20 protein-coding genes and 5 pseudogenes are annotated in these 21308 nt (G+C 59.4%); 5 read left to right on the top strand and 20 right to left on the bottom strand.

Annotation, left to right across the window (positions count from 1 at the left end; all coding sequences use genetic code 11):
• Window positions 1–15: 15 nt before the first annotated feature.
• The 3 genes and pseudogenes from AL755_RS03275 to AL755_RS24445 all read right to left on the bottom strand — a co-directional run bounded on the left by AL755_RS03275 (window position 16) and on the right by AL755_RS24445 (window position 1951).
• Window positions 16–878 (bottom strand): annotated as a pseudogene (locus AL755_RS03275) (acyl-CoA thioesterase).
• Window positions 879–901: 23 nt separating this feature from the next.
• Complete coding sequence (locus tag AL755_RS03270) at window positions 902–1237, bottom strand: cupin domain-containing protein (RefSeq protein WP_237762426.1); 336 nt, start codon at window positions 1235–1237, stop codon at window positions 902–904.
• A gap of 283 nt (window positions 1238–1520) precedes the next feature.
• Window positions 1521–1951, bottom strand: a pseudogene (locus AL755_RS24445) (fumarylacetoacetate hydrolase family protein).
• Window positions 1952–2385: 434 nt separating this feature from the next.
• Here AL755_RS24445 and AL755_RS03265 point away from each other — a divergent pair.
• Window positions 2386–2778, top strand: a complete 393-nt coding sequence (locus AL755_RS03265; RefSeq protein WP_054009770.1) for a RidA family protein — start codon at window positions 2386–2388, stop codon at window positions 2776–2778.
• A gap of 21 nt (window positions 2779–2799) precedes the next feature.
• Here AL755_RS03265 and AL755_RS23855 read toward each other — a convergent pair whose 3' ends face one another.
• The 5 genes and pseudogenes from AL755_RS23855 to AL755_RS03250 form a co-directional block, all read right to left on the bottom strand.
• Window positions 2800–3123, bottom strand: a complete 324-nt coding sequence (locus AL755_RS23855) for a PaaX family transcriptional regulator C-terminal domain-containing protein (protein ID WP_237762425.1) — start codon at window positions 3121–3123, stop codon at window positions 2800–2802.
• Complete coding sequence (locus tag AL755_RS24360; protein WP_337589541.1) at window positions 3078–3323, bottom strand: hypothetical protein; 246 nt, start codon at window positions 3321–3323, stop codon at window positions 3078–3080. The genes AL755_RS23855 and AL755_RS24360 overlap by 46 nt, the downstream gene beginning before the upstream one ends.
• Window positions 3324–3487: 164 nt before the next feature.
• Window positions 3488–3571, bottom strand: a pseudogene (locus tag AL755_RS24355) (hypothetical protein); the annotation flags it as partial.
• Between the two features lie 80 nt (window positions 3572–3651).
• Window positions 3652–4110 carry an acyl-CoA thioesterase gene (locus AL755_RS03255; protein WP_054009683.1) on the bottom strand — a complete coding sequence of 153 codons (459 nt, stop codon included), beginning with the start codon at window positions 4108–4110 and terminating at the stop codon, window positions 3652–3654.
• A gap of 137 nt (window positions 4111–4247) precedes the next feature.
• Window positions 4248–4763 carry an Lrp/AsnC family transcriptional regulator gene (locus AL755_RS03250; protein ID WP_237762423.1) on the bottom strand — a complete coding sequence of 172 codons (516 nt, stop codon included), beginning with the start codon at window positions 4761–4763 and terminating at the stop codon, window positions 4248–4250.
• A 128-nt stretch (window positions 4764–4891) separates the two neighbouring features.
• Between AL755_RS03250 and kynU the strand changes: the two genes are divergently transcribed.
• Window positions 4892–6190 (top strand): kynureninase, encoded by a 1299-nt coding sequence (kynU, locus tag AL755_RS03245; protein WP_054009682.1) that lies wholly within the window; start codon window positions 4892–4894, stop codon window positions 6188–6190.
• Window positions 6191–6448: 258 nt separating this feature from the next.
• On the top strand, window positions 6449–6763 hold the full coding sequence (locus AL755_RS03240; RefSeq protein ID WP_054009681.1) for an RHS repeat domain-containing protein: 315 nt from the start codon (window positions 6449–6451) through the stop codon (window positions 6761–6763).
• Between the two features lie 273 nt (window positions 6764–7036).
• Here AL755_RS03240 and AL755_RS03235 read toward each other — a convergent pair whose 3' ends face one another.
• Complete coding sequence (locus tag AL755_RS03235) at window positions 7037–7696, bottom strand: GNAT family N-acetyltransferase (protein WP_054009680.1); 660 nt, start codon at window positions 7694–7696, stop codon at window positions 7037–7039.
• A gap of 196 nt (window positions 7697–7892) precedes the next feature.
• On the bottom strand, window positions 7893–8492 hold the full coding sequence (locus AL755_RS03230) for a recombinase family protein (RefSeq protein WP_054009679.1): 600 nt from the start codon (window positions 8490–8492) through the stop codon (window positions 7893–7895).
• Window positions 8493–8868: 376 nt separating this feature from the next.
• Between AL755_RS03230 and AL755_RS23585 the strand changes: the two genes are divergently transcribed.
• Window positions 8869–9153, top strand: a complete 285-nt coding sequence (locus tag AL755_RS23585; RefSeq protein WP_054009678.1) for a hypothetical protein — start codon at window positions 8869–8871, stop codon at window positions 9151–9153.
• A gap of 37 nt (window positions 9154–9190) precedes the next feature.
• Here the strand turns inward: AL755_RS23585 and AL755_RS22170 are convergent.
• From AL755_RS22170 to AL755_RS03215, 3 genes and pseudogenes are all read right to left on the bottom strand, one after another.
• Window positions 9191–9465 (bottom strand): annotated as a pseudogene (locus AL755_RS22170) (DDE-type integrase/transposase/recombinase); the annotation flags it as partial.
• 78 nt (window positions 9466–9543) lie between these two features.
• Window positions 9544–10278, bottom strand: coding sequence for a hypothetical protein (locus tag AL755_RS03220; protein WP_150117002.1), 735 nt, complete (start codon window positions 10276–10278; stop codon window positions 9544–9546).
• 412 nt (window positions 10279–10690) lie between these two features.
• Entirely contained in the window at window positions 10691–11302 is a 612-nt protein-coding gene (locus AL755_RS03215) for a DUF2336 domain-containing protein (protein WP_150117001.1), read from the bottom strand.
• A gap of 139 nt (window positions 11303–11441) precedes the next feature.
• On the opposite strand from AL755_RS03215, the gene AL755_RS03210 reads away from it, so the two are divergent.
• The gene (locus tag AL755_RS03210) at window positions 11442–11735 is read left to right on the top strand and encodes a hypothetical protein (RefSeq protein ID WP_054009675.1); all 294 of its coding nucleotides are present in this window, start codon (window positions 11442–11444) and stop codon (window positions 11733–11735) included.
• Between the two features lie 77 nt (window positions 11736–11812).
• Here the strand turns inward: AL755_RS03210 and AL755_RS03205 are convergent, their stop codons facing one another.
• From AL755_RS03205 to AL755_RS23400, 7 genes and pseudogenes are all read right to left on the bottom strand, one after another.
• The gene (locus tag AL755_RS03205) at window positions 11813–12394 is read right to left on the bottom strand and encodes a recombinase family protein (protein ID WP_054009674.1); all 582 of its coding nucleotides are present in this window, start codon (window positions 12392–12394) and stop codon (window positions 11813–11815) included.
• 621 nt (window positions 12395–13015) lie between these two features.
• Entirely contained in the window at window positions 13016–13987 is a 972-nt protein-coding gene (locus tag AL755_RS23120) for a hypothetical protein (RefSeq protein WP_150117000.1), read from the bottom strand.
• A 371-nt stretch (window positions 13988–14358) separates the two neighbouring features.
• Window positions 14359–17456: pseudogene (locus AL755_RS03195) on the bottom strand (Tn3 family transposase).
• 544 nt (window positions 17457–18000) lie between these two features.
• Window positions 18001–18348, bottom strand: a complete 348-nt coding sequence (locus AL755_RS22165; protein WP_082368843.1) for a UBP-type zinc finger domain-containing protein — start codon at window positions 18346–18348, stop codon at window positions 18001–18003.
• A 113-nt stretch (window positions 18349–18461) separates the two neighbouring features.
• Window positions 18462–19409 (bottom strand): DUF5996 family protein, encoded by a 948-nt coding sequence (locus AL755_RS03190; protein ID WP_054009672.1) that lies wholly within the window; start codon window positions 19407–19409, stop codon window positions 18462–18464.
• Between the two features lie 29 nt (window positions 19410–19438).
• Window positions 19439–21022, bottom strand: a complete 1584-nt coding sequence (locus AL755_RS03185; RefSeq protein ID WP_054009671.1) for an MFS transporter — start codon at window positions 21020–21022, stop codon at window positions 19439–19441.
• 123 nt (window positions 21023–21145) lie between these two features.
• Complete coding sequence (locus AL755_RS23400) at window positions 21146–21304, bottom strand: hypothetical protein (protein WP_160318831.1); 159 nt, start codon at window positions 21302–21304, stop codon at window positions 21146–21148.
• Window positions 21305–21308: the final 4 nt, after the last annotated feature.

The following is a 21308-nucleotide window of genomic DNA, read 5'->3' as shown; positions in this document are numbered from 1 at the left end:
GACCGGTGGTCGGTTCTAGGCTCGGACCATGCCCTCTTGGGCGACCGTAGCCAGGAGCGTGCCGTTCCGGGAGAAGAACCGGCCCATGGCTAGGCCCCTGTTGTGTTGGCCGGAAACGGCTTCCTGGGCGTAGAGCACCCAGTCGTCGGCCCGGCCGTCGCGGTGGAACCAGATGGAATGGTCAAGGCTTGCGGTGACAAGTCCGGGCGATGTCCAGCTGAGCCCGTTGACCCGCAGAAGCGGTTCCAGGATGGTGTAGTCGCACACGTAGGCCAACGCCGTGCGGTGCAGATCCGGGTCGTCGGGCAAACTGTCAAAGGCCTTCACCCAGATGGCCTGCGTTGGCGTTGCCTCGCCCTCAACCTGGACGTACACGGGACCGGGATGTGTCGCATGTCGAAGCTTCGTCCGTTGGCCCAATAGTCGGCCGCCGGACCCGGGACACCATCGAGCACTTCTGCCGCACTGCGCAGAGACTCCGGATCCACCGCAGCCGGCATGGCAGGCTGGTATTCAGACCCGGCTTCCGGGACGTGGAAGGAACCCATGGCCGCGAACACAGTTTTGCCGTTCTGATAGCCCCTGACACTGCGGGTCGAGTAGCCGCGCCCGTCGCGCAGGATTTCCACTTCGTAGCGGACTGCGGCACCAATGTCGACGGGACGCATGAAATAGCTGTGCATGGAATGCAGCTTGCGGTCTGATTCCACGGAGCGCATCATGGCCGCGGCGCACTGGGCGACCATGTCCCCACCGTAGGACTTGGGCCAGGGCACGTACTGTGTGGTGGCTTCGAAAGCCAGATCATGGACCTGCGGCGCCACCGAGGTGAGTTCGATGGCTCTGAGGAAAGTCTCCGAGGTTCCGGCTTCCAGGATCGCTGTTTCGCTGTTCACAGGCCCTAGGCCCTCCGGTAGTCGGCCAGAGTTTCGTCTGGAACATCCTCAAGGTTGATCACCAGGTTTTCCGGCGTGCGCGCGGTGAGCCAGACGAGGTCCTCGGTGACGGACATGTTCGCCTCAACGTGGGGCATGAAGGGTGGCACGAACACCCAGTCGCCGGCCTTCATGTCCAGGAATTCTGAGTAGTTCTCGCCGAAGTAGATGCGGCCATGGCCACGCAGCACGTACCCGCCGGTTTCTGCCTCGCCGTGGTGGTGCGGCAGCGAGCGGTAGCCGGGGGTGTTGGAGACCTGGCCGAACCAGATCTTCGTTGCCGGGGTGTGCTGGATGGACACCCCAGAAACACGGATACAGTCGCCGGACTGGGCGGTGTTCGTGTCTTCTTCCCCGGCCCGGGTTACCACGGCACCACGGCGCCGGCGGCGTTTGCGTAGATGGAGTTATCGCCCTCGGTTTGGTAGGCAATGGTTTCGCTCATGATTTTCACTCCTATTGGATGTATCGGGTGTCTAGTGGGTGGTGTTGGCGACAGCGTGGATTCGGACCTGGTTCTCCAGTTGGCCGATTCCTGCGATTTCGGTGAGCAGGACTCCCCGTCGGCCAAGAAGCGCGGCGGCTTCATGCCATACCAACGCCACCGGGGGTTCCGGTCAGGACTACGTCTCCGGGTCGCAGTGTGGTGAATTGGGAGATATAGGACAGCAGCTTGGCAGGGCCGAAACCAGTTCCGCGGTGTTGCCGTTTTGGACGAGTTCGCCGTTGACGTGGCTGCTAACTTCAAAGCCATGGCTGGAGGGGAATTCATCCGCCGTGACCAGAACCGGGCCCAAGGGTGTCGTGGCGTCGAACGCCTTTCCTGGAACCATTGCAGCGTTCGGTTTTGCCAGTCCCGCATGGATACGTCGTTGCAACGGTGTATCCGGCGATCGCCGCAGTTGCTTCTTCCTCATCTGCCCGAGCAAGGGGTGCCCAACGACGACGGCAAGTTCGGCTTCCCAGTCCACACGCTCACTGCCCTGGACCTCAATGCTGTCCCTGGCACCAATCAACGTGTCCGCATACTTGGCGAAAAGCGTCGGTAGTCAGGTACCTCGCGTCCCATCTCCTGGATGTGGTCGAGATAATTCACGCCGCAGCAGATAACTTTTCCTGCCGTGGCAGCAGCGGCGCCAGATCAGCCTCCCCCAGGGAGACGACGCCGAAATGCTCCCTGCCGCTGCGGCGGATAGCTGGGCCTTCCAGTCTGGCGAGCCAACAGCTTCCCCACATTGGATGCCGGCAGCGGCAGATAGCCTCATCCTCCAGCAGCAGGGCCGCCGTGGTGCCTGATCCACCGGTGCGCAAAGTGGCAGTTTCATGGGTGCCGTTCCCCTCAAAGGTATATGTCGACTTATTTACGATCGTCGAATATGCTCAATGTAACACCAAATGAGAGTCATGTCACAGTATTTTTGAGACGGACTTCCCAACTAAAGGAAAAATGATGCCCAACAAGACCATCAACCCGTCCGCCCTCCCCAAGCCCTCGGGATACGCCCACGGCATCCTGGCCGGCAACACTGTGTACCTTGGCGGCCAAACGGCATTGAATGCGGATATGCAGATCGTTCCGGGCGGCATCGTGGCCCAGTTCGAACAGGCACTGAGCAACGTGCTGACCACCCTGATTGAAGCGGGGGGCCAGCCACAAGACCTGGTCAGCGTGACGATCTACCTCACGGACGTCGACGACTACATGGCCAACGGCCGCGAAATTGGCCGACTGTGGCGCGAAATGGCAGGCTCAGAGTACCCAGCCATGGCAGGGATCGGCGTCAGCCGACTATGGCAGAAAGAAGCCCTGATTGAAATCCAGGGCATTGCCGTCATCCAATAGAGCCGACACAATGACGGGTATTTAGGCCATCAAGGACCGGGCATGGGCCTCGGCAAGGGGTGCGAGCAGGCGGTGAATCTCCAGGAATACCTTTCTGGCATCCTGCCCCTTCCAGCCTTGAGGGAGGTACTCCGAAGCAAGGCCCGGGTCCTTGTAGGGAAACCGCCGCCACACGGTCAACATGGGAATGTAGGAGCGGAAGGCTTCCCGCCTCAGCTCCGGCGTCGATTTCTCAAGTGCACGTTCAGGATCGGTGCCGATCCGGGCGACCCATTGGTCGGCCGTTGCGCTGTATAGGCTCAGGAACTCACGAACTGCGCATCCAACGCCGCCAAGTCCCACCATTGGGCAACTTTGGCGCGCAAATCACCTTCAGCTACGTGGTCGCCCCGAAAAAAGTCGACGAACTGATCAAGCTCCAGTGCTTGAAGCCGCTTTTTGGTCCGCTCCAGAGCGGATTCCGGGGCGACTCCGACACCCGAAGCCATCGACCCAAAGCCGAACCCAGACAGTACCGTGCGCAGTTGATGGCGGCGACTACGCAAGGTCTCGGGAACCGAGAAAATGGCCAGCGCCCAACCATGGGTGACATTCGGGTTCCGTCAGAAAAGATCCGCTCGTCACCTTCGGCGAACAAATCAGCAACAGCCGAGGAGAGCTCGTACTGGGCGACATTGCCATCCTTCACGCTCCGCAGGACACCTTTGGCTTTCAGTCGTGACACCGCCGAGCGCACCCCGGCCCCGTCATACCCAAGGTCGCCGAGCATGTCGATCAGCACAGAAACGGGCATTGCCTGGCCGACGCCCCGACAGTACAGGCCATAGAGGGTGATGATCAATTGATGATGCCGGATGCCCGGCTCAAGAGCGCTCACTGCGGCACCGCCTCCGTGATCGCGCCACGAATGTGCTCCGACCAGCGTGCCGAGGAGTCTCCGCCGGCGGGGACATGCGCGGCAACAACAATGCCGTCGGCCGCGAGCCCTCCCGGGCGCTCCCCCATGGGCTTGACCCTGACCTCGAAGCCAAAGGTCACAGAGGAAACACCCAGTTTCTGCACCCAGATCGTGGTGGTGACGCGCTGACCGAACCAGACCTTGGCGCGGAAATTCACCGACTGGTGCACGCGCGGAGCGGATGGGAAATAGTCCGGCAGGGCAAGTTGGCGAAACAGCTCAGCCTCGGCAGATTCGACCCAACGGATGATCGCGGAGTTGTGTTGGTGCCCCGACGCATCCGTGTCAACCCACTCCACCGTGTGCTCAACAACGGCAGCTGAGGCACCTGCCCAAGGTTGGACGGGGCCCGCATCAAAGAGGTGTTCGCTCATAGGACCAATTCTATGTCGCTCTGATGCCGCTCGTCCCCAAAACGCCAGACCAATGGGGCTAGAACCGGTCGCCAGCTGGCCTAGCTCAACCAGGGCTCCCGGTATGAGAGATGCACCCGAGGATCTCCACCAACCGCTCAGCGGGCGCTTTGAATTCGCGAGGTAGGCTGCATGTGCTCAAAAATCAGGGTGGTCTGGGTGCTGACGAAAGCCTGATTGCTGCCGAGGTTAGCGGCCACGAAGTCCCGGAGCTCTGTTGTGTTGGCGCAAGCAACGTGCAAGAGCAGATCATGCTCTCCACCCAGGACGAAGACATTGAGCGTTTGCGGCAAGTCCCGCAGCTCCCGGGCCAACTCAAGCATGTTTTTGCGGGCCTGGCCGTGGACGTTGATGGAAATCAACGCGAAAATGTACAGCCCCAAGCTGCCCAGATCAATGTCGGCATGGAAGCCGCGAATGATCCCAGCCTGCCGTAACGCCCTCACCCGATTCAAGCAGGTTGAGGGAGCCAGTCCGGCCCGGCTGGCCAACAAGTTATTGGGCGTGCGGGCATCCTGGGAGAGTTCGCGCAGGATCACCATGTCCGCCTCGTCCAAGTGAATCGGATTCGATTGACGGGGGCGCGCACGGATGACTTCTGAATTGAGATTCAATACTGGCTCCAATCTTGATTGATTATTCGGAAGGGGTGAACGCTGCCCGATTCATATTCTAATCTGTGAGCTGAAACACACAATACCCGTCGCGTAGACGCACAGCTTTCGGTACTACAGGAGAATTTATGGAAACCCTCACCCACCCCTTGGATCTCAGCACGCGCGAAGCCTGCGTTGCCGCCGATTCGACTGATTCGCTCTCGTCCTTCAAGGAACGCTTCATCCTGCCCGACGGCGTGATCTACCTTGACGGCAACTCCCTCGGTCCGCGCCCGGTCGGGGCCCTGGAACGGGCACAGCAGGTCATCGCTACCGAATGGGGTGAGGGGCTGATCCGCAGTTGGAACACGGCTGGCTGGTTCGAGCTGCCGGTGCGCCTGGGCGACAAGCTCGCCAAACTGATCGGCGGTCGAGACGGCGAAACTGTCGTCACCGACACCACCAGCCTGAACCTGTTCAAAGCCCTCGCGTCCGCCATCCGCATCCAGCAGGTGGATCACCCGGAGCGACGCGTCATCGTCACGGAGCGCGACAACTTCCCCACGGATATTTACATCGCCGAGGGGATCACGGACTTCCTGAACTCCGTGGCGCAGGAGACGGGCATCCGTTACGAGGTGCGGCTTATCGACGAAGACCTGTCGCTGGAGCAGGCCCTGGACGGTTCGGTGGCCGTCCTGGCGCTCTCGCACGTCAACTACCGCACAGGCGCCATGTGGGACATGACCGCTGTCACGGCCAAGGCGCATGGTGTGGGCGCGCTGGCCATCTGGGACCTGGCCCACTCGGCCGGGGCAGTCGCCGTCGACCTCAACGGCGCCGATGCCGACTACGCCGTCGGCTGCACCTACAAATACCTCAACGGCGGTCCGGGCGCCCCGGCCTTCATCTGGGTCAACGCCCGCCACCAGGACCGCTTCTGGCAGCCGCTGTCCGGCTGGTGGTCGCATGCGAAGCCATTCAACATGGCGGATTCCTATGCACCGGCGTCGACCATCAACCGCTTCCTGTGCGGGACACAGCCGATCACCTCACTAGCCATGGTGGAGACGGGGCTGGACATCATGCTCGACGTCGACCCCGCAGCCCTGCGGGCCAAGTCGCTGGCCATGACCGACCTGTTCATCGCCCTCGTTAAACAGCGCTGCGCCAGCCACCCCCTGGAACTAATCACCCCGCGCGACCATGCCATCCGAGGCAGTCACGTCAGCTTCCGCCACCCCGACGGCTACGCCGTCATGAGCGCGCTGATCGCCCGCGGCGTCATCGGCGACTACCGCGAGCCCGGGGTCCTCCGCTTCGGCATCACCCCGCTCTACCTCGGCCATGCGGACGTCTGGGATGCCGTCGAGATCCTGCGCGACATCCTCGACACCCGCGCCTGGGACAAAGCCAAATTCAAGAAGCGCAACGCCGTTACCTGAGTAGTTCCGCTAACGGCGGCCCGGCTTCCACCTCGACCACCTTTGACTACGACAAAGGCAACAACCTCACCCAAGCCAAACTCCCCACCGGTGCAGCCGCAGCCTTCGCCTACGCCACCGCACCGTCTTGCCCTGATGCCCAGACGGGAAAACCCCACCGTCCCAAGTGCGCCACCGACCCGGCCGGCAACCGCACCTCCATGACCTACGACCCGGCAGGGAATCAACTCACTTCCAGCCAACAAGGCCCGACAGGGGTTGAATCCTCCACCTACCTGCGGGAAAAAAGACCGCAGCATCTGTGGCGCCTTCGCAGGAAACGTCTGCAAGGTCACCGATCCTGCAGGGGCCATCACCACGCTGTCGTACGACAGCGACGGCAACGTGGTCACCATCGATGCCCCGCTGGGACAAACCCACTACGTCTACGACGGGATAAGCCGCCTGACCAGCGTCACCGACCCGGCCGGAGATCTCACTACCTACTACGTCAACCCCAAGTTGGAAGGTTTCGTTTCTGGCGTGCGCGCTGGGTGGCAGATGTGGGGCAAGGCGCTAAGTACCTCGGCGTAAATCCCCTTGCGCCTGAAAGGTGGCCCCGTGGCGGTGGCTCCTGTCCTCATGAGACCTGGCCCCGCTCCCCCATTCATGCCGTCATTGCTGATAAGAACCCGACCACGACGGCCGGCAACGCGGGAGCGGCAAATCTTGGATGCTTCTATATCTGTCAAGGATTGAGATCGGACAGTCACGGTCGAGGTAACGGCTATTCACAGTCGCCTGCATCTCGCGGACGTAGCTGTGTTGGCAGCCCCTACGTAGGTGAAGCGATGCACCGACCAGGGGCTAGCTTGCCGCTTGACGCAGCAATTCCTTTTTCGCCGCTTCCAGGCCAGTAACAGAAACGTTCCAGTCAGGGCGTCGGAACTCGGCCGGCGTCACGGTCACCTCTTGCTGCTCCGTCAGTTCTCCAGGGCGGGTAATGACGCGCTTGAGACTGCCTTCGACATATCCAAGACTCCGCGACACCCCCAAGGAGGACTCGTTCCATGCTGCCGCTGAGGACTCGGCAACCTCTGTCCCGAGATGATCAAAGGCAAAGATCAGTGCAGCTGCACGCATTTCCTTTCCGAGTCCAAGGCCCTGGTACCGGAGTGCAAGCCAGGAACCAGTGGCAACGGTTCTCCGAATGGAAAAGTCATGAGTACGGATGGTCTGCATTCCAATCGGGGTCCCGTCGAACTGGACAACCATGTTCAAGGTCCAATTATCGGGCGCAATTCCAGAGCGGAGATGCCACTGGTGTTTGGCGGTGTTACGAATGAGTTCTTCCCTAGGCGCCTCAGTCCAAGGATTCGAGAACGGCATGACGGCAGGATCGTGAATACCGCTGAGAACCGCTTCGACAATCCCGGGCAGGTCTTCATCACGGGCCAAACGAAGTTCCAAGCGCGGGCTGGTGATTGGTAGGCCGAAGAGTGGCCATACCTCTGTGATATCAAGCATTAACCGAATGTACCCTTTGGCGGTGATAAGTCGGGGTCTGAGGAGGATCGGTACGGAAATTCACGCTAACGACATTCCGGTGACGGTCCTGGTGTTGATAGGGCTTGCGAAAATGCGAAATGCCTGATGCAAAGCTGTCGCAGCGTCGGGCAACGATGAGGTCCGCAGGTCATTTTTCGGTGGTGACAGGAAGTGGTCACGGAGTGATTGTGCCGGTTTTCTTGTGTTGGCCCCGTTCAACGGCCCGGTAGATGGTGGATCGGCTGATGGAGAATAGTTCTGCCATTTCGGCCATAGTGTGTTTGCCGGCGTCGTGCAGTTCGAGGAGGTGGGCTTCCTGTTTCACGGTGAGTTTTGGCTGCTTTCCCCGGAGTCGGCCGTTGGCCTTGGCGACTTTCATGCCTTCGCGGGTGCGCATGCTGATCAGGTCGGCTTCGAACTCGGCGATCATCGCTAGGACGTTGAACAGCAGTTTGCCCATGGGGTCGGTGGGGTCATGGACGGATCCGCCTATGCTGAGTTTAATTTCACGGCTGGCGAGGTCGTCGGCTATCTCGTGGGCGTCTCGGACGGACCGGGCCAGGCGGTCGAGCTTGGTAACGACGAAGGTATCCCCGGCCCGGCAGGAGGCGAGGGCTTCGCGAAGTCCGGTGCGATTCTTGTTCTTGCCGGTAAAGCCATGGTCAACATAGACGCGGTCAGGCTTAACGCCAAGAGCTGCCAGGGCATCTCGCTGCGCGGTGAGGTCTTGCTCTTCCGTGGACACGCGAGCATAGCCGACCAATAGTTTAGACATGCAGTTCAGTGTGTCACATTAGGCCCCTTCACCGGACAAGTCATCGAACACCCCTTACGACACAGTCAGTGGCCTGATGCCGCGACGATGCAGGTCAGGGTCGGACGAGTTCGGTGGTGGACCGGCTTGCGGGACGCTTTGGCGGTGTCTAGACGGGACACCAGGTTCGAGACGGCATTAATCAAATTGTGTATGAGGCAGTATTGAGGCGTGGACAACGACGAAGATACCCGGAGCAAGTATGTGAAGAACCGATTCAGTCTGTCGATGACCCAGCTAAACGGCCTAGAGGGCCTATTTCAAGATGGCGGGAAGTTTGCCCTGAACATCGTCGGTCCGGGTTCGTGCTATTCACTCATAACGGCGAAGTACTGACATGGAAGACTTTCTCTTTTGGATATCGATCTGGGCGCTCCCGTTAGCTTCGGCGTCGATCGGCTTCATGGCGCACCTGATGGCGACTGTGGATGAAGGCCAGATTTCTCCCCAACCACTTGTGCCGCTAAGCATTGTCGTTTTTATGGCCTCAATTAATCTGGTCAGCAAGCCTGTAATCGAACCGCTCTGGTTGCAGTATGTGCTGCTCATCGGTGTCGCCGCGGGCGTTGGGTACCTCGCACTATTCCTGCTCGAATATCTGGTGCGCCGCCAACGTCGGTAGTCATGTTGTAGGAGACGACCAGCCAAAGCATGGAGTCGCGCATTGCGACGGCGTTGTCCAACGCGTTGACGGCCAGAGGTGCCTTCATCCGTGAGTCGATCGAGCACCCGACGATCTTGTCCCCGAACACATCCTTGATCGCGCAGAGGTAGAGCCTGCCCTCACTGGCTTGTGTTCGGTGATGTCGGTGAGCCAGAGCTGGTTTGGCTCGATGGCGGTGAACCCGTGTCTGGTCCGCCCGTGCTCGTCTGTGACGGTGCAGAGGTCCTCGTGGACCGCCAGGCCGGGATTCTTCCCGTTGCGGCCTCGTTTCTTCTCGAACGCGCTATCCCGCTCAGGGTTCCCCAAAAGGAAAAACCTATCCGTTGCCTGCGTTTCTTCCGCGACAGGCTACTTCGTGACAGACAGGTTTCCGCGTAGCCAGTCCAAAGCATTCAATGTCGGTTGAGGCAGCCGGAAATTTTCCGGCGAAGTAAGAATCCTCGATGCGGCGCCAACTACTCGCTCTGACTGTTCCAAAGTTGGCGAGTAGCGACGATCGGTGGTTGCTGCTGCAAGTTCGTTTCGAATCGACTTCACCGCAGCAAGGAGTTCGTGCAGGCCGGCGCTTGCGCCCCCAGCATCGGGCTTAAGAATCTCCAAATCGAGCCAATCGACTTGGGCGGCGAGCTCACTCCGGGCTCGCCTCACGATGCGGTGTCTCATACCGCCGGGGTGGTCGGCCACACGGATGATGCTTGAGGCCTTGCCCCGCATCGCTGTCGCCACTTGGGCAGCTTCATCAATGGCCGCGGAGTACTCGTCAAGGGGAAAATGACATGCGGGCAGAGTAGGAAACGGCTCTTTTGGAAACCCGTCCTCTTCCCATGCCCATCGGTCCCACGTCACGGTGTCTTTCGTCAGGGAAACCCTCACGGTGAGCGCCCCTTCTCGGGGTTCGCCACAGGGGCAAACCAACAGGGGAAGCCGGCCTTCTGGCGGGAAAGATTCCGTCAGTTGCGCTCGTCCCATGAGTACATCGGCGGCAAGGCCCGCCTCAACCAGGTCGAACACAGTTATGTGCTCCGGATCTACGTCAATGCCACTGAGCTCCGTAACGGTCCGCCCATCGACAATAAATTCCACGCGAGACTCGATCCTGCGAGTCGTCCACTCATCCGCGTCCGGCCCTCCGAAAACTCCCGTCCACGGCTGCGATCGAATCTCCAATGACGTCATACCGCAATCATTCCAGACTGGCCCACCTCGGACACGAAACAGCATGTGCGTACCCACGCGAACGCCGGTCAACAATCAGCCCAACGCGCGTCCCACTGACCGTTCCCCTGCGGGCAGGTCATCGGTGCAAGGGTTCGCCGGGAGGGCGCGGGTGGCTGCTCTGCATTGTTCCGTGACCGGCAAGATGCCCGGCAAAGTCATGAAGTGAGGCCAAAATAACAGCCTTACCGCTGATCTCGGGCTATCTGGCCATTCCGACCCTGTCACTGCCAGCCAGGACCGGCCTATGTCCTGTCTGTCACGCCCGGATGTTGTGGCGCTACTTAGACCAGTGTTCCCAATAGTGCGCGGCGTCGTTCAGGAATTGTGGACTGTATGGCGGTGTGGCATCGTTGCTTGGCTCAGTGTGTATGCTCCTCCAGGCGTCTCCCAACAGGGGTGCGCGCGGCGGCTCCATGTAGGGGACCTCATCCGGTGGCACATTCTTCTGCGCCTTCCTTATTTGGTTCAAGTGTTGACGGGTCAAGCGACTGTGCAGTTTCCGGAGCTCGGTAGATTCCTCCTCAGTCGCTCCCTTGTCGACGAGGTATTGGAATATGGACTCATCTGTTTGCCAGAGTATCGGAGCTAGCTCTTTGAGAGTGGGCGGTGCGTTCGTATGGATGGAAATCGGGGGAACCAGGTCTGGATGCTGGTTCGCAAGCAAAGCCAGTATGCCTGCCGGGGTGAGATAGTTCATGGCAATACCGCTTCTGACTTCCGGGTCTGAGTCTTGGGCCAAGATTGCCATAACTTCAAGCGACAAATCGTCGCGGCCAGCCAGATGCCACCGATCACTACACGTTCCGGACGTGGCAATCTTTTCGTGGAGTTCTTTGGGCTGCACCGGAAAGGATTCACTGCCACTGAAGTAGCCGAAGGCAGAATGCATGACGCCAGTCTAACTGAGCGCAAATCATGCGGCTTCGAAACCACTTGAGGGCACCCACAGCCACCAGAATTATTCTGTTGGGGGTCCTTGAACAGGCGCCTCCCTAGCCCAGGCCCTCGGCGGCTGCGAGCATGAACAAATGATGATCGTGGAGGATATTTTGCTCGCGGCACGGCCAGCGCTCGAGGCTATTCTGACTCCGAATGAACTCGAGCACACCCGTATGGATGTGGTGACGGCGAAAGGCGAACCGGTCACGTCGTCGACGATCATCAGTGCGGACTTGCTTCTGCGAGTCTTCGTGTACGACGAGCAAATGGGGTTCTGGCTTTATCCACCCGAAGGAGCCGACGGCTTCACCGCCCGTTTACGTAGCGAATTGCAGGATTTCGTTGCAGAAAGTAGCTTCGGGTGGGGAGAGCTTCGCGGGTAGTGTCCCGCAGAGGGTCGGCAAGCGGACAGCGAAGAGCGCCAATAGGGGGTTGAGTAGGATTCGTGTCGCCGTTGGCGCTAAGGGCTTTCTGGGTTCGGGTTGGATGTTCGGATGTGTCGGTAGATCGTCATTGGTGTGACATCACAGGTGTCTGCGATTTCTAACATGGTGAATTGTTTGGCGTCGTACATTCGTTGGGCCTTGTTGATGAGTTCCGGGGTCATTTTTGGTTTGCGTCCGCCAGTGCGCCCTCGTGTTCTTGCCGCTGTCAGCCCGGCCTGAGTTCGTTCGCGGATCAGTGCAGCTTCGTATTCGGCCATGAGAGCGAACATCCCGAAAACGAGTTTGCCCTGGGCTGTCGTGGTGTCCACAATGCCATTGGTCAGCGACTGAACGCCTACGCCGCGTTCATCGAGTGTGGTGACAATGTCAACCAGATCGCGAAGGTTACGTCCGAGGCGGTCAATCTTCCAGATGACGAGGGTGTCGCCTGGGCGAAGGTCTGCCAGACACAGGTTCCATTGTGGGCGGTCGGTCTTGGTGCCGGTTGCTGTGTCGGTGAAGACTTTCAAGCAGTTTTCGCGTGCCAGGGCATCGAGTTGCAACTGCGGGTCCTGATCGGTGGTGCTGACTCGCGCGTACCCAATTTTGTGACCCATGACTAGAGCCTATCGCAACTCATAGATGTGGCCATGTTTTGTTAGTTTGAATTTGGTGTGAGTTTTGATAGGAAAGCCGCCGCTTGCCGTGATCCCGCCGACACGTGCCGTTGGGTCTATCGCAAACGTTCGTTTGAGTTAGAGGGATTGATCTTGATGAGTTCGATATCGAAGCCTGAGAGAGGTGTCGAATGTCGTGGCGGCCGGTATTCGACAGAATGGTGTCGCAATCCGTCAACGGGTCTCCTTAACGCCTTAACGCCTGCGTGCCTGAGTCCGATGAATTATCGAACTCAGGCACGCTTCGTTCCGCCCCTGTTTACCAAGTCCAAATTTCGGAAACCAGTTCAGCAGTGGGATGACGAGTTTAGCGCCATGCTACCCTTCGCGGTACGCGTGAAGCATAGTGTCGTTTCGCAGCGTGGACGCTTCCCCTTGGAATTTGTCCTCTTTTCGACTCAAGACAATCTCATTCAAGGCGTAAATTGCAATGACAACCACGGGCGGAATAATGCAGTAAATAAACGGCCACCAGTGCAATCCCATGGGAATGAATGACACGACCAGAAGAGACAGATGGATGTAGCGATACGCTTTCACTTTGAATCCTTTGAGTAGAGCCTAGGGCCAGCAGTCTTTATGCGGCATAGTCCTTAGCGCTGCACTTGGATTGGAAATATTGATTCCATAGCACCCGCTATTTGAGATCGCTGTATTTTTGAAAGTTGAACCGACGATCTTCAATACGTTCAGTGCAACGGTAATGCCAAATGCTGCACAAATTTGAGTGAGGACTTTACCGGCTACCCCTGACAACTTGGAGAACACGCAGCCGGCCCAAGATCCGCCGACAAATATTGCCGCATTGACGGTTGCCACCACTCTGAGCGTTACACCGTCAATTGCGAAGACCGGCCACGGTACCCATTGGATTGATGTTGGATCGGCAACAATGGGGAAAGCGTTGTTTGTGGAAAAATCAACGGTCTGGACGAGGGTGTTGCCTTCCAAGGTGAAGTGCGTGGGGACAGAGTCGCCGTGTGCATCGTAAGCCCAGGGTGGAACAAACCCGGAAACGACAGTGCCTTCAGCGTCTACGACGTTGACTGCTCCGGTGACGGTAAGTTCCGGCGAAGTGCCAGCGGGGACGTCCAGTTCAAATTTGTAGGTTTTTGAAGCCTTGGCATTGTCAATCGTGACGATCGACTGTGTACCCACCTTTGTCTCGTAGGCTTCGATACTGGCATTTGCCAGTCGAGTTGCCATAACTGGTGCTCCGATGCCCGAAAAAAGGTCTCTCTCAACGGCGATTGAGGGCACGTTTCCTTTTGGCGTAGAGATTGATCCTGGTAGCGAAATGCTCAGGTCTCCTTCGCCATTGGGCGTCGTTGATTTTATGGTCGTTGTTCCGGATTCGACAACGGTTGTCACTGGGTTGTCGGGGATGATAATGCTGGCTTCTGTCGACACGGTTTCAGGCGCGACGACGGTGTCAGCGCTTGCGACCCCCGCCCCTGTTGTTACCATGCCAAGTGTTAGCAATCCTCCGATTGCAAGCCCCAGCTTTTTACGAAAACGATTCTTCAAAACCATATCCCCCTATTAGTTGTGATCGTCACCATGTTGTCCGATCAGTCAATGTATGTCATGGAACGAGGCCCGCGTCAAGGAAACTCCAGGGCGTGGCGATGACAGCCTGCCGTCCCCGGCGCAGCTGTCATCGAGGCCCTAATTAGCCCCTAACGACTTTTCACCTGGTGACGGTTATAGGCCTGCGCGCAGTCTGCCGTCGCACCCATTCCAATAGGTGGTGCCCCTATCGGGTGGTTGGGAGCTTCAAGGCACTGCCGCAAAGCAGACCAGATGTGCGATGAGTCACACCCGTCCGGTCATCAATTTCAGCCACCGTGTCTGACCTGTAACCCGCAATGATAACAATTGGCCAGCTGCTGCGGGGAGATCACTTAGACCTCTGCTGACGGATCTCTAAAGGGTCGGAGTGTTTTGGGGGTGTTGGTAGTTGAGAAGCTGTATCGGCCAAGTTCGTTCAGATGTGCGTGTCCGAGGGGTGAAAGTCTGGCGATGTCCTCATCACGGACCTCTCTCCTCTGTGCGCGGAGCTCGGTGATGGCCGCGTCGAGGTAGCGAGTGTTCCAGAGAGTGATCGCGTTTACTACAAGGCCGAGGGCGCCGAGCTGATCTTCTTGGCCTTCGCGGTATTTTTGATAGATCTGTCCACGTCTTCCATGGAAGACCTTTCGAGCCAGCCGATGTCGGGATTCTTGAACCGTGGTTTGTGCATTGACGCCGCGGCGGTGGGTGTCGTCCACAGGATCGATCATGGCCAACGAGTGTAGAGTTTTTGCGATCCGCCCATACTCCGTGACGGCCTGGCCCAAAGGTGTCGGCTTACCATCGCGCCCAAGCATTTTGAGCACGTCATAGGCCCGAACCTGATGGGTAATATGAGAACCAACGACCCGCAACATGTCAGGCCAATGGGTTTCGATCTTGCACAAATTCACTTTGTTCCGGGCAATGGCGTTGAGGGGCCCGTAGTCCGAGACCGGAGCTGCTGGCCAGTGAGCCCTCCAATACCTGGTGTCCCCGATATCGGCGATGCGGGGTGAGAAGCGGTAGCCGAGCATGCTGAACAGGCCAAAGACCATGTCGGAATACGATGCTTCGTCTGTGGCAACGATTTCTGGTTTAGGTCCGCCGTCAAGATTCAGCAGCACGTCGAGGATGTGAAGGCTGTCCCTTGGGGGCCCGGTAACGATTTGTGCCCCAATCCCGGCTACCTGGTCATTGACGGCATTCAGCCAGGTGATGCCACGTTTGTAACCGAAGTACTTCGGCGATGGACCCGAGTTCAACGTCCTGACCGGCACCACGAAACGAAGCCCATCGACAGAGGCCAACAACCCACCACCCCAATGCTGTGCGATTGGCACTTTGCTCTGAGCTTCGATGAGAGCGGCGTTCGCGGCGGCGTGCGTTTCAGCCCTGACATAGTTTTGATCGACATGGGAAAGCCGGCCACGGGTCAAAGCTTCCTGCGCCGGATCTATGACTGGGACCAGGCCAACATTGCATCCCTCAGCGATCAAAAGGGCGGCCAGCGAGGTGGCCAGGTCACGCAGCCGTGTCCCTGCGCCTGAGACATGGACATAAGCATCGAGAAAGCCGGTCCAGGAGTGGACTTCCAACAACAGATCTGGCAAATCTATGTGTGGGAGCATCCCTGCCGTAACGTCTCGCAGATCGGTCAGGCTTGCAGGGATGTCAGCGGCATCGAGCCGATCCACGGAGAGGCGCATCTTTCCCTCGGCGCCAGGAACTATTCTGATCGATGAGTCCGGGCCGGCTTCTTCCAACCTTTCGGCTGTCTGACGCCAGGCGGCGTCGAGCACATCAACGAGGCCCCTAAGGTGGACTCTTACCGGAGTGTCCAATCCCAGGCTGCCGAGAATCTTGGGTTTAGCTTCTTCCCAGGCAGCACCTTCAAGCAATCTTGCCCGTGGGTCACCCCAACGATGAGAGCAGGTGCCAAAGATATCCCGCACCCGCAAAGCTCTGTAGAGCTGCTCGAGCACGCAGAGGACGTAAGCATCACGATCCACGGTATCCGCCGGCAAATCCGTGTTTGCATAGATAGCCCTGCGCCAGACTGGGGGAACAAGGGATTCATCTATCTCATCGGGAAGCACAGGCTTGATGCGGGTTCTGCGTCCGGCAAGTTCTGGTAACACCTTGACCGCAGCCAAGATGGGTTCACCGGCAGGCGAGGCGGCAAGTGATCTCGTTCCGGCCAGCAACGCCAAGATAGGTCGTACTGTGCGGTACTTTTCGGCCAGGGCGACCCGCATCGCTGTCTCCACGCTCCCATCATCGTCCGGAACCAACTCAGTCACAGTCGTCACGGCTTCAAGGATCTTCTCCCTCGATGCAAACCTGCCCAACGAGCTCCAACGGCAGTCACATCCAGCTCGGCTCCTCCCGAGGTGGCCGTGTCAAGGGCAGTAAGTAGTTCCTGGTTGACGAGAGCCAGGAGCCGGGAAGCCCGTTCTAAACGGGGCAATGTCGCCATCCGGTTGGTGTTTGATGCTGAACGTGCCGGGTTGATCAATTTGGTGGACATCAAGAGCGCGAACAGATCAAGAACATCATCCATAGCGACAGCGTCCAGGTGACGCGCCAACGCCAGCAGTGTCCCTGTCTGCCGCGGTTCAGCCAACCCCTGCAATGTGGCGGCCTTACTCGCCATCCCATATCGCCCCAAGGCAGTGATACGACTCGGAGGAATCATAAAACAATCGGCCTCCCGCACGCGCAAGCCTTCCAACGAGCATGCTCTGTCTAGTGCAGAAACCAGAGCCGGACCAGACACACGTGTCGGTGATTGTTTCCAAAGCTCCAATTCCGAAAAACGACTTCCAGCCTGCACCTTCAATGATCGACGCAAACGCCCCGGAAGCATCGGATCAACGCCCTCAGCGGCTGCGGCAAGAAGTCGGTAAACCCTCTCAGCAGTTTCAGCCCGAACTTTCATCATTTGACGCCCCAACGCCCCGATACCAGGAAGCAACACCCGATGACGACGCAACCACCCCACCGTGTGGTCAAACATCGCAGCCGGACCCTCCGTATGAACCCAAGCCCGATCCCGCAAAAACCTGCTGAACTCTCCCGCTGACACGTCATCCTCAAGCGAACGGAACCCGTAAACCTTCTGAATTTCCCAACAATGCTCGTATGCCGTCTTTTGCCGCTTCGTTTATTCCTTCAAGCAAGACGGGTCACCAACCCCGATCTGATCAGCTAAATACTCGACGACTGGCCACGGAACATCCAACGGATTCTCCAAAAAGACACCGAGGAACCGCACGGTAGTGACCTGGAGGGCAAACCCTAGCCTGTTATGGTCCCCACGACGCCGAGCAACCAACTCCCGATCCGTGTCATCCAAGAGGAAGAACCGCTCCAAGTCAGATTGCACCGGGACGCCTTGAAAGCGTCCATACCCAGAAACCTGGGCGTCAGTCAAGAATTCCAAAGCCATACAGGCGATCGTACCCACTCACAACACCCAGGAATCACCCTTAGCGCCAACGGCGACACGAATCCTACTCAACCCCCCAATAGGCGCGTCACCGTAGCCGTCAACCGAAGTTTGCAGTCATGGCAACCGGCCTTGGATGAGGCGGTCCATGGAAAGCGTTCGGCTGTAGGACCCCAAGTTGTTTGACACTTGTCCCAATTTCGTGACACCAGCCTGTCACTTGTCCCAATTTCATGACATCGGCGGAGACTGAGGGCATGACCAGTGCGCCGGGTCAGGATGTTCGGATTCAGTTCCTCTCATTGGATAGAGGCACTGTTAGTGCACGGCTTGGCGATGTTAATGCAGATGCCGTTCTCCACGGGCTGCCGTTAGAAAACCACCCACGTACAGAGGCCAGAAGAATTATCCGGGCTCGTTCTGGTCTGCGACGATGAGATCCTTCTTGATCTAAGAGAGCCTGCTGGAACTCGACTATTTGTGGTTGGCAGACTTCCATCCACCTATTGACTGGGCTCCACTGTAGCTTCTCGGAGTGCAGACGCTAGTGCAGGTGATTTCGCCAATCCTCGGGAACCCGGGAAGCAGGTCCGGGGACTGCTTGATCGAGTGGGTGGTTGGCTGGCGGGTACAGTTCGGGACCGTCAAGAAACGTTGATTTGTCATAGTTGTAGAACCAGTCTTCGCCGGGTTCGAAGCTGCGGATGATGGGGTGGCCGCTCGTTTTCGCGTGGGCCGTGGCGTGTTGGGAGGGTGAAGTGTCGCAGCATCCGATGTGTCCGCACTGGGCGCATCGGCGAAGATGCAGCCACCAGCCACCGGTGGCTTCACAGTCGGCGCAGCCTGTTCCGCTGGGTGGGGTTGAAGCGTCTATTGCGTGTGTTGCGTCCATGGGTTATCTCCTGTGAGTCCGGGGTGCTTGAAGACACCCATATTGTGAGCCCGCGAGGCGGGACATTGGAAAGTACGTTTTCTGCTGGCTTATCCGACGTTGTTAGTGCCTCATCACAGGTAGCCGCTCAATCGGTCGGGATCGACTTCTAATGCCGCCCGGTCCCAATGTCCCAGGTTGGCTGCTGCCGCGTAGCTGGCCTGCAGGAACTGCAGGAGCTTGGCGTCGGGGTCCTTGGCCGTGCGGACATGCTCGTAGGGCAGCACAAACTCTTTGGCCCCCGAGTGATAGGTGGCACCGTCAACCCCGAGCGGGCGGGATGGGAAGCCCTGCGGCTCAGGGTAGGCGTAGGAATAGAAAGCCCCCTCCTGGCCTCCTCCGGGCCAGAATCCACAGCTGCTCAACTCGTGGGAGTACCCCTCGACCATGACCCAGTCGGCGCAATTGGTGGCTCCGCCCGGGTGCCGGGGTGCCGTGCGGCCGGAAAATCGTGTGCATGCCAGGTCCATGGATCCCCAAAAGTAGTGCACGGGGCTGACCTTGCCGCTGAAATAGGCGCGAAACTGATTCATCACGCGGTCCGCCTGGAGCAGTTGGCGCCAGAACAGCTGGGCGGCCGCGGGGTCGTAGGAGGCGTGCTGGTCATCCTTGGAGAAGGGTATGGCCGGTTCCACCTCGACGGGGGATTCCCGGATGGCTGTGGCGATGCCGAGGCGGTCTAGGGCTGTGGTGACCTCCGCATGGAATTCCGACGTCGCTTTGGCACGGAGCGCAATGCCGGTGGCGGAGCCGGTGCTGGAACGGATGTGGAGAACATGGTCGATGAAGTTGAACTCCATGTCGAACACGCCGCCGCCGTGCGGGATGGCGGAGGTTGTCAGCCCCCTGGCTGAAACATACATCGGCACCTGCCACCAGTGGTTAAGCAAGGGAGCGTGCGCCATGCGAATTTTCCCGATGATCTGGGTCCACAGGTGGAGAGTGTCCCGGGTCTCGATCCAGTCCTCGACCCGCAACCGGGGCCAGGGAGAGGTGGATGTCTGCGGTCCAACGAATTCCATGGGTTGTCCCTTCACTGTTGATAAGCCCCTCATACGGGGAAATAGTGAGTTTCGCCGGGCGCCTGTTGTGCCAACGCCATGGCTCGTTCATGCGTGTCCTGGTCGGAGCGGGTCCACCTGTCGGTTCCCTGCCGCTGGAACTCGTCCCAGGACCTGACCGTGAATTCCTCCCGGAACAGCCCAGCCTCCTCGCCGCTGCGCTCCAGCCGCCACGACGTGGCGCCCGTGCGGCGGCGGGACTTCGCTACGGCGCGCATCGCGGCGACAAACGCTTCGGAATGATCCGGTGCAACGTGGTAGTTGAAGACCACCGAGACCGGGCCATCGTCCGGTTGTGGTTCAAAGATCAGGATGGGTGCCGCGGCGCACAACGCCACCACGTCACGGTCGAGTGTGCCGGTCCCGGCCCGAAGCGGCAGAATCGTGACAGTCAGGGCCACCACGACCAGGGCCCCCGCGGCCGTCAAGAGGGCGACTGTCTCTCCCACGGTGGTCGACAGCGCGCCCCAGACAAACGAGCCGATAGCCTGTGAGCCCATGAAGACCAGCAAGTAGATGGACATGCCGCGGGCCCGCACCCAGTGGGCCAGGCTTAGCTGCATGGCCGCGTTGAGGGTGGTCAGGGTGGCGATCCAGGCGATGCCGCTGACAACGAACAAGGCACAGACGATTGCGAACGGCCACAGGGCGATGGACACGGTGCCCAGGGCGAAAGCGGCGGCGGAGCCGGCCAAGATGACGCTGCTGGAAAAGGTGCGGCGCAGGTAAGGGACCACGGCCACGCCGATGAGCGCCCCGACGCCCAAAATTCCCAGCAGGATGCCGTATCCGCTGGCACCCAGGCCCAAATGGGTTCGTGCGGCGGAGGGCAGCAGGGCCCAGAGGGCGCAGGCAGGAAAAGCAAACAGGGCCGAGCGCAACAGAATCCGCCGGATGATGTCCCCGCTCTTGACATAGCGGAGGCCGGCGGCCAGAGCCGGAAAGAGCCGCTCACGATGATCCAGCCCTTTTTGTGGCGGCCGCTGCCAGGTGGCGAGGGCGGTAATCACGCCGGCAAAGGAGATCGCATTCAGGCCAAAGACGAGTGCGGGTCCGCCGAGGGCGACCAGGACGCCGCCGATCGCCGGCCCGACGGCGCGCGCACCGTTGATGGTGACGCTGCCTAGGGAAGCTGCAGCGGTGAGTTGGTTGCGGGGCACCAGTTCTGGCTGGATGGCCTGCCAGGCCGGGGCGGTCAGGGCCGTTCCGCAACCGATCAAGAATGTCATTAGCAGCAGCGACCACGGCTGGAGGTTCCCGGTCGCCGTGATGAGTGTCAGCACTGCCGCCGCCACGGTTGAGACGGTGGTGGTGGCCAGCAGCAGGATCCGGCGGTCGTAGGCGTCGGCCAGGACACCGGCCAGCAGGGACAGCAGGAGCACTGGCAATAGGCTGGCGGTCTGGACCCAGGCGACTAGGGCGGAACTGTGGGTTTGTTCCACCAGGAACCACTGGGCGCCCACGGTTTGCATCCAGACGCCGATGTTGGAGCCGAGCTGGGCGAGCCACAGGACGCGGAAAACGGGGAGGGCAAGGGGCGCCCACGCCGAGTCACGGCTGGCTTCCTTTTGCACCGGTTCACCCCGAAATCATCGGTGGACATGACATGGCCTTGAGTGCTTGCTTTTGAGATTGTCCCCAGGTTGGCGGACGCTCAACAGGCGTTATTCCGCTGGCCCGCCCGGTGGCGTGGTTTGCTAGCCGTTGTCCGGTTCAGCTGCCTCGTCGTCGTCCGCCGATGGTCGGTTCTCTCCCGCATTGGTCACCGTAGGATCGGGCATTTCTTCTTCGACGGTGGGTGAGCCATAGCCGCCCTCGTGGATTTCCGGTAGATCTGACGAATCGTGGGTACTCATCGGT

Source organism: Arthrobacter sp. ERGS1:01 (genome assembly GCF_001281315.1).
Classification (GTDB): domain Bacteria; phylum Actinomycetota; class Actinomycetes; order Actinomycetales; family Micrococcaceae; genus Specibacter.
Note: the sequence above shows the minus strand (reverse complement) of the source record. Positions and strands in the feature narration are given on the sequence as shown.

Bases quoted from the DNA above. Each gene is read 5' to 3' on its own strand.
- AL755_RS03255 (WP_054009683.1), bottom strand. From the start codon at position 4,110: ATGAGCGAACACCTCTTTGATGCGGGCCCCGTCCAACCTTGGGCAGGT.
- AL755_RS03210 (WP_054009675.1), top strand. From the start codon at position 11,442: ATGATGATCGTGGAGGATATTTTGCTCGCGGCACGGCCAGCGCTCGAG.
- AL755_RS23585 (WP_054009678.1), top strand. From the start codon at position 8,869: ATGGAAGACTTTCTCTTTTGGATATCGATCTGGGCGCTCCCGTTAGCT.
- AL755_RS03215 (WP_150117001.1), bottom strand. From the start codon at position 11,302: ATGCATTCTGCCTTCGGCTACTTCAGTGGCAGTGAATCCTTTCCGGTG.
- AL755_RS22165 (WP_082368843.1), bottom strand. From the start codon at position 18,348: ATGGACGCAACACACGCAATAGACGCTTCAACCCCACCCAGCGGAACA.
- AL755_RS03265 (WP_054009770.1), top strand. From the start codon at position 2,386: ATGCCCAACAAGACCATCAACCCGTCCGCCCTCCCCAAGCCCTCGGGA.
- AL755_RS03205 (WP_054009674.1), bottom strand. From the start codon at position 12,394: ATGGGTCACAAAATTGGGTACGCGCGAGTCAGCACCACCGATCAGGAC.
- AL755_RS23400 (WP_160318831.1), bottom strand. From the start codon at position 21,304: ATGAGTACCCACGATTCGTCAGATCTACCGGAAATCCACGAGGGCGGC.
- AL755_RS23120 (WP_150117000.1), bottom strand. From the start codon at position 13,987: ATGGTTTTGAAGAATCGTTTTCGTAAAAAGCTGGGGCTTGCAATCGGA.
- AL755_RS03235 (WP_054009680.1), bottom strand. From the start codon at position 7,696: ATGCTTGATATCACAGAGGTATGGCCACTCTTCGGCCTACCAATCACC.
- kynU (WP_054009682.1), top strand. From the start codon at position 4,892: ATGGAAACCCTCACCCACCCCTTGGATCTCAGCACGCGCGAAGCCTGC.
- AL755_RS03190 (WP_054009672.1), bottom strand. From the start codon at position 19,409: ATGGAATTCGTTGGACCGCAGACATCCACCTCTCCCTGGCCCCGGTTG.
- AL755_RS23855 (WP_237762425.1), bottom strand. From the start codon at position 3,123: ATGGTGGGACTTGGCGGCGTTGGATGCGCAGTTCGTGAGTTCCTGAGC.
- AL755_RS03230 (WP_054009679.1), bottom strand. From the start codon at position 8,492: ATGTCTAAACTATTGGTCGGCTATGCTCGCGTGTCCACGGAAGAGCAA.